The following is a 6,408-nucleotide window of genomic DNA, read 5'->3' on the forward strand; positions in this document are numbered from 1 at the left end:
ACCGATGCGGCACGCAGAATGTTTCGGGGGGGAAATTAGAATGGGTACTTCGGGCTCGTACGGAATGGTCACGTCATCGTTTGCCGTTAGGTCTGGAGCCGATCCTGACTTTTACGATCAACGTACCAATTATGCAGCTCTAGACGAGTCATGGAACAGCGACTGGGAGTGGCGGCGACAGCGCCAAGACCATGATCGACTTGGCGTGAAGCTCGAGGAAGAGCATCGCGGTTACTACGCGGATCTCATCACTAAGACTGCGCGCGAAATGGCGAAGAGGTCGAGCAAAGACCTACTCGACGTTCTTGCTACAGACTACGGATTCGCTTGGGTTGATATAGCGCAGATGCTAGGCGTGAGCGTGCCCGCTTTGAGAAAGTGGCGCACAAATGGAAATGCAACACCTACGAATCATCGGAGACTGTCGGAACTTGCCGCGTTCGTGCATTCCCTTGTGACTGTGGGAGCCATTGAGTCTCCTGCGAACTGGTTGCTGTTGCCGCCGCTCAAGGAATTTACACTTACTCCCAAGGAAATTTATACTAGCGAGTCCGCGCCGTTTATTCTGGACTATGCGTGCGGAAATATAAGCGCAGAGACGATGTTTGATGAAGTGGAAAAGGGTTGGCGGCAGACTCATCGGTCCAACTACGAGACGCGCCAGTTCGATGACGGTTCAAGCGGTATTGTGAGGCGTGCCTGAAGCGATGGCTGAATCGCTCGAACCGTTGCCAGCGGTTGACTCGTTATACGATTATCGCTCTGGCTTCGAAGAAGTTCCTAACTGGTTGCCATACAACCAGGGTGACGTATTTGATGAAGTTGACGTCCCTGGCATCGTGAATCACTCTGGCGCTGTGATGCTGTTCATGCACCCGTGCACAATGCGCGATGCCAGGGGCATTCGTGAATTCGTCACGGTAGTCTCTGTGCGAGAACAGAGTGCGAAAAAAATCTTGGACTCGTCTTTTTGGGAAAGGCACTACAAGGCTATGCCGCTGCCCGATTTGAAGGGCGACGGGCACTCGACGCATTACGGCGACTTGATGACCGTCAACACTATCGCGTCTAGTGCGATACCTCGTAGCAAGAGAATCGCCCAGTTGTCCTTGGTCGGACGTTTACATTTCCTGCATCGAACGATTTTTCACCTGACGCGGTTTGCGCCATCAACCAGTGAGTTAGAGCGCGCTACGCGAGCGGTAGAGCGCGAGTTGCAGCAACAAGCGGACTGGCTGGAGTCGGCCAGCGGGGGAGTCGCTCTAACGAGTGAAAAAATAGATTCCATCGAGCACAGCTTTCAGAACTACCTGGACGTTGCCTGGGTCGCGCGTGCCGGAGAGCCGCAGCCACTCGCGAGAACCCTTCGAGAGGGACTGCACGCCGCAGACTCAAGTCAGGCAGTCCGTCGGATTCAGAGAGATATCGCGGAGGGTCTCCCAAAGCAGTCCGAGTCGTCGGGCGGATAGGCGCACTGCTGGATCAGAACCGGCGTTGATACGGGCAAGGCGCACGCGTGAGGGTCGTGCACTTCAGGGTTTGAATCCGCTAGACTCACCGTTGAATCACGTTGCAGGGCATATCAATTTGCTGATCTGTGCAGGCCCGGGACGATCTCGTTGAGACTTAAAGACAGCGGTTGCTCGAGCTGAGCATAGGTGCAAGAGCGGGGGTCGCGGTCTAGGCGCCACCGGTTGAACTGTGCGGTATGTCGGAATCGTTGGCCTTCCATGTGGTCGTAACGGACCTCGACCACTCGCTCCGGCCGTAATGGCACGAAGGAGAGGTCTTTGCCGGCGTTCCATCGGGACCCTTCATTCTTGCGGGGTGTGCGGTCACCGGCCTCGTGGGCTGCCCAGTTCCAAGGGTGGTCTTCGAAGCTAGTGACGAGAGGCTGCAACTCGGCGAACAGGTGCTGCCGCTTGGCCATCGGGAACGCGCCGATGACGCCAACCGAGGCAAGGATGCCGTCGTCGGTATAAAGCCCAAGCAGCAGCGAGCCGATCGCTTCGTCGCTGGACTTGTGAACCCGGTAGCCGGCGACGACGCAGTCGGCGGTCCGCTGGTGCTTGATCTTGAACATGACCCGCTTGTCGGGCTGGTAGGTCACCGTCAACGGTTTAGCGACCACCCCGTCGAGGCCGGCCCCCTCGAACTCCTCGAACCACCGTCGGGCGGTCGTGGGATCGGTGGTCGCTGGTGTGACGTGAACCGAGGGCCCGGAGTCGGCCAACGTCGCGACGAGTGCTGCGCGTCGCTCGGTGAACGGTCTCATGGTGTAGTCCTCATCGCCTAGGGCGAGTAGATCGAACGCTACGAAGGACGCGGGGGTCTGTTGGGCGAGCATCCGCACTCGCGAATCGGCCGGGTGGATGCGTTGTTGCAGCGCCTCGAAGTCCAGGCTGTGGTCTGTGGCGATGATGATCTCGCCATCAATGACGCAGCGTTGCGGTAGTTCGGTTTTGATCGCTGTGACCAGTTCGGGGAAGTACCGGGTCAAAGGCCGCTCGTTACGGCTGCCCAGCTCAACCTCGTCGCCGTCGCGGAAGCAGATTGACCGGAAGCCATCCCACTTCGGTTCATAGGAGGCATCGGGAGGGATTGTCGGGACCGACTTGGCCAACATCGGCGAGACCGGCGGCATGACGGGGAGCTTCATAGTCTCATTGTCGCTTCTGCTCGGCGAACGGGTTGCTGCCGCTTGAAAGTAGTTGCTGCGCCTGGGATTGTCGGGTGCGCAGATGCTTGATGCTCTCTTCGAGGGCGGCAACCTCGCCCAGCCATGCGCGGTCCTTGGCTTCGACGAGACGCTGTTCGGCGTTCTCGGTCATCTCGTTGATGCGGCCCAGCTGGGCGGGGTCGACGCGCAGGAACCGGCATCGCGTGCAAGCGTGCTCGTGCACGCAGGGTGTGCCGTACGGGCGGTGGCACTCGCCGAGGGCTACGCGCCGCAGCAGGAAGTGCTCTTCGAAATCGGCCCACTCGTCGTCGTCGGCGACCTTGGCCTCCTCGAAAGGTCGCAGTTGGCGGCGCCGCTCGATGAACGCCTGGTGGGCGGTGACGATGTGCTCGGGAAAAACCGCGGTGTAGCCGCGGGTGGTGTCGAGGTTGAGATGGCCGAGCAGAGCAGCTGCGATGTGCAGCGGCAGGCCGTTGTTGACCGCGTCGGTGGCGAATAACCGGCGGAAGTCGTGCGGGGTGAAGTGCACCGGTTGACCGGCATCGGTGAGTCCAGCGGTGGTGGCGAGGTGGATCAGAATTTGGCGCACGTAGTGCCGACCCAGCACTTCGTGACGGGTGCCCAGGGGGCGCGCGAAGAGGTGCGGGAACGGTTCGCTGTGCACCTTGTCATTGGTGTCATATGCAATCGACAGCGGCACATGATCCTTGCCGGCCTTGGCGCGGCGCAGCACCTCAAGCAGCACCGAGACCAGTTCCGGAGTCATTGGGATCAGCCGCTCGCAGTCGGTCTTAGACGGAACGATGTGGAGCAACGGCACCAGAGTGGCGGTGGTGGAGGCGGTGTAGTGCCGCAGCGACAGCTGAGTCAGTTCGAGCAGTTCTTCGATGCGAATGCCGGTGTGACGCAACGTCTCCACGACCGCCCACCCCCAGAATCCCTCCTCTTCCAGGGCGGTTACGTCGATGCGCTGGGCGCGGCCCCGGATCCAGGTCGGGCGTTGCTGTCCGGGAGCGAGGTGCACCCAGATCCGCGCCCGGGCGTCGCCGTCGCGTCGCAGCGGTGGACAGTGCCGCAGAAACGTGGAGCCGTCGACGACGAACTCCTGGTCGTGCGTGCAAGCCAGGGCACGCTGCAGAAGCGTTGCGGTGCGGTCCTTATGCGCTGTAGCCGCAGCCAGGAGTGCAGGCAGCAGTGGGGTTAGCATGCGGGTGCGATCCTGCATGGAGGCCTTCTGGCGGCGTTTCTGCTTGGCCGCCGCGCGACTGAGCGCCCGCGGTACCGGGCACGGCGCGACCCAAACACCCCAGCGGACCGGGTCGTCGTGCGACCATTCGGCCAGATCGCGATACATCCCGCGGATAGCGAACAGGATCGAGTGCACTTCGCGGCGAGGGCGGCCGTCGAGGGTCATCGCCAACCGTTCCCGCCACGCCGTCACCACCTCGGCCGAGATCGCCAGGTCCTTTTGGTCCGGGTTGATCTGCAGGATCTCCCACCAGAACAATCGGGCCAGGCGATAGGCAAGTCCCTCCAGCGAGCTGTAGTCCATGTTGGGCTGTAGCTCCTCGAGGTAGCCCACGAGGAGGTCGCGCACCCCCGAAGAGGGGATGCCGTATCGATCGACCAGCGTCGCGGCGCTGTGTTGGCGTGTGTTGCCTCGCGCCGACCACGTCGCCCGCAGCGTCGGTGCCTCCTCGGCCAAAGGGCCCAGGGCGACCAGCAGCTCCCAGATGAGGTGTTCGCGGCGCTGTCGTCCCGAGGTGCGCACCACGTCGGCGTAGAACAGCAGATCGTCGCCGCACAGTTGCCCGATCTTCTTCCCGGTGCGAATCATCACCCGCGCCAACGCCTTTTCGGCGTCGGCCTGGTATTTAGGCACCGCGTCCCGGTAGGCGGGCAGCGCACGCAACCGTTCCAAGTCCGGCCCGCCGTTGCTGTTGAGGAACCTGCCGAGGGTCACCCGCTGCTTGGAATCCAGCAGCCAACTGTAGGACGGCCGAAGTGCGCGTACCCGCAGTAATGCATTGAGGGCCTTGAGCGTGGGTGACCAGTGGTCGTAGTGCGGCAATGCATCATGCTCGAACCAGGTGCGCGGAGCGGCGTCGTAACCGCTGGCCAGCCACCGCTCCTCCCACGTGTGTCCCGGATACTGGGCCAGGATGCCCAGCAAGGCCCGCGTACCCCGAATCATCGGCTGAAGTTGCTGGGGTGGCAGCGTCCGGTGGTGCTCGGCCACGACATCGCACAACTCTGTGATGGTCAGTGACTGCATTGCAGCACCGCGGGCGTCCTCTGGCAGCGGTGGGGGCGCGTGGTTGGCGTCGTAGCCCCACAGGGGCCGAGCCAGGCCGGCGGGGCCGAACCGGCTGTCGGCTGGGATCGCTTGCAGATGCGGTGAATCAGGCCGTGACAGCAGCTGGACCTGTGGGCTCATCGCCCGCCGCGTCGCGGCGGCCTGCCGGCGTTGCGGTGACCGGGTGTCCTCAGCGCTCAATTCGACAGCCCTAACAGTTCTCGGACCGCCGCGGCGTCGTAGGCAGGTTCGATCGTCGATGCTTCGATCTTCGGTCGGGCGTAATGCTCAAGGACCTTGCCGATCAGATCTTCCAGGCGAGGCTGGGTGTAGATCTGAGTGGTCGTCACGCTGGCATGCCGCAGGACGGTCTGCACATCGACCAGCGTGAACGCAGGGTCAGCGAGCATCCGCGCGGCGGCAGTGTGGCGGAAGTCGTGCAACGACCAGTTCGCACCCAAGCTAGCGTTGGCGCGGCGCAGCACCGCGCGCATTGCGTGATAGTTCAGCGGCGCCGGCTGAGAGCGTCGGGTCCACCACACCGGACCACCCGGCTCGATCCGCGGGTATTCAGCCAAATACAGCGCCAGCCACACGAATGAATCCACTGAGGCCGGAACGGTTTCCCGCATGCGGCTGCCCTTGCTGGTGACCGTGATGGTGTAGCGGCCAGCATCCAGATCGCCGTGACGCAAGCCCAACAACTCCGATGCCCGCACGCCCGAGGACAAATAAAAGCTCACAAGCGCTCGATCGCGGTGGCTGCGCAGCGCGTTGAACAGCGCTGCGGCAGCGTCATCGGGGATCGCTCGCCACACCGGCCGTGGGGTCTTCTGCCGGTAGTTGGCGCGCCGAAAGATAGCGAAGTCTTCCATCGGGTTGTGGTGCGCGTGAGGTCGTCCACCTTGCCTAGCGCGTTGTGCAGGAACGGGATTCACCAGCGGACCCAGATCGGCAGCACATGCGTGTTCATAAAAACCGAACAAGACTGACAGCTGATGGTTGATGGTGCGCGGGGCGTACTTGCCGGACAACTCCGCCTTGCCGGTCACTGCGTTCACTGACCCCGGTGGCGGCCCATCCGGTCGTCGGCGAAGACGTTGCGGATTGGGCGCCGCCCGCAAGTGCTCGACGAACGCGCGGACGTCTACGCGCTCTGCTCGCTCCCAACTGATCAGGCGGTCATGCAGGAATCGGAACCACCGCAGAAGGTCGAACGCGTAACTTCGAACTGTGAGTGGACTGCAATCAGACGCCGCCAGTTCGCGAAGGTATGACGTCGCCCCGGTGTGCTCGGTGTCGGGGAAGATCACCCGCCACGGCAACTCGCTCGGCGCAGACTCCACCCGACCCACCTCGCCCATAGCCGGATCCTCCGCCCGCCGCAGCCACTCCATCGGAAGGCTCGCCGAAGTTCAGTCAACTAGACGCG

The 6,408-nt window shown here is 62.5% G+C and carries 5 protein-coding genes; 2 read left to right on the forward strand and 3 right to left on the reverse strand.

Going from position 1 to position 6,408, the window contains the following annotated elements:
* Positions 1-703, forward strand: a 703-nt coding sequence (locus ACTWP6_RS29550; RefSeq protein WP_443189553.1) for a hypothetical protein, incomplete at its 5' end; no start/stop codon positions are given.
* Positions 696-1,469 (forward strand): hypothetical protein, encoded by a 774-nt coding sequence (locus ACTWP6_RS29555; protein WP_443189554.1) that lies wholly within the window; start codon positions 696-698, stop codon positions 1,467-1,469. The genes ACTWP6_RS29550 and ACTWP6_RS29555, both read left to right, overlap by 8 nt.
* A 113-nt stretch (positions 1,470-1,582) precedes the next feature.
* On the opposite strand, the gene ACTWP6_RS29560 is transcribed toward ACTWP6_RS29555, so the two are convergent.
* Genes ACTWP6_RS29560 through ACTWP6_RS29570 form a run of 3 tightly spaced genes read right to left on the reverse strand, consistent with a single transcriptional unit; the run spans position 1,583 to position 6,340 of the window.
* A complete protein-coding gene (locus ACTWP6_RS29560) occupies positions 1,583-2,659 on the reverse strand; it encodes an ATP-dependent DNA ligase (protein WP_443189555.1) in 1,077 nt (358 codons plus the stop codon).
* Positions 2,660-2,663: 4 nt separating this feature from the next.
* Positions 2,664-5,177 (reverse strand): tyrosine-type recombinase/integrase, encoded by a 2,514-nt coding sequence (locus tag ACTWP6_RS29565; RefSeq protein ID WP_443189556.1) that lies wholly within the window; start codon positions 5,175-5,177, stop codon positions 2,664-2,666.
* Positions 5,174-6,340 (reverse strand): tyrosine-type recombinase/integrase, encoded by a 1,167-nt coding sequence (locus ACTWP6_RS29570; protein ID WP_443189557.1) that lies wholly within the window; start codon positions 6,338-6,340, stop codon positions 5,174-5,176. The genes ACTWP6_RS29565 and ACTWP6_RS29570 overlap by 4 nt, the downstream gene beginning before the upstream one ends.
* Positions 6,341-6,408: the final 68 nt, after the last annotated feature.

Origin of the sequence: Mycobacterium sp. 4D054, assembly GCF_052245755.1 — a bacterium.
Lineage (GTDB): Bacteria > Actinomycetota > Actinomycetes > Mycobacteriales > Mycobacteriaceae > Mycobacterium.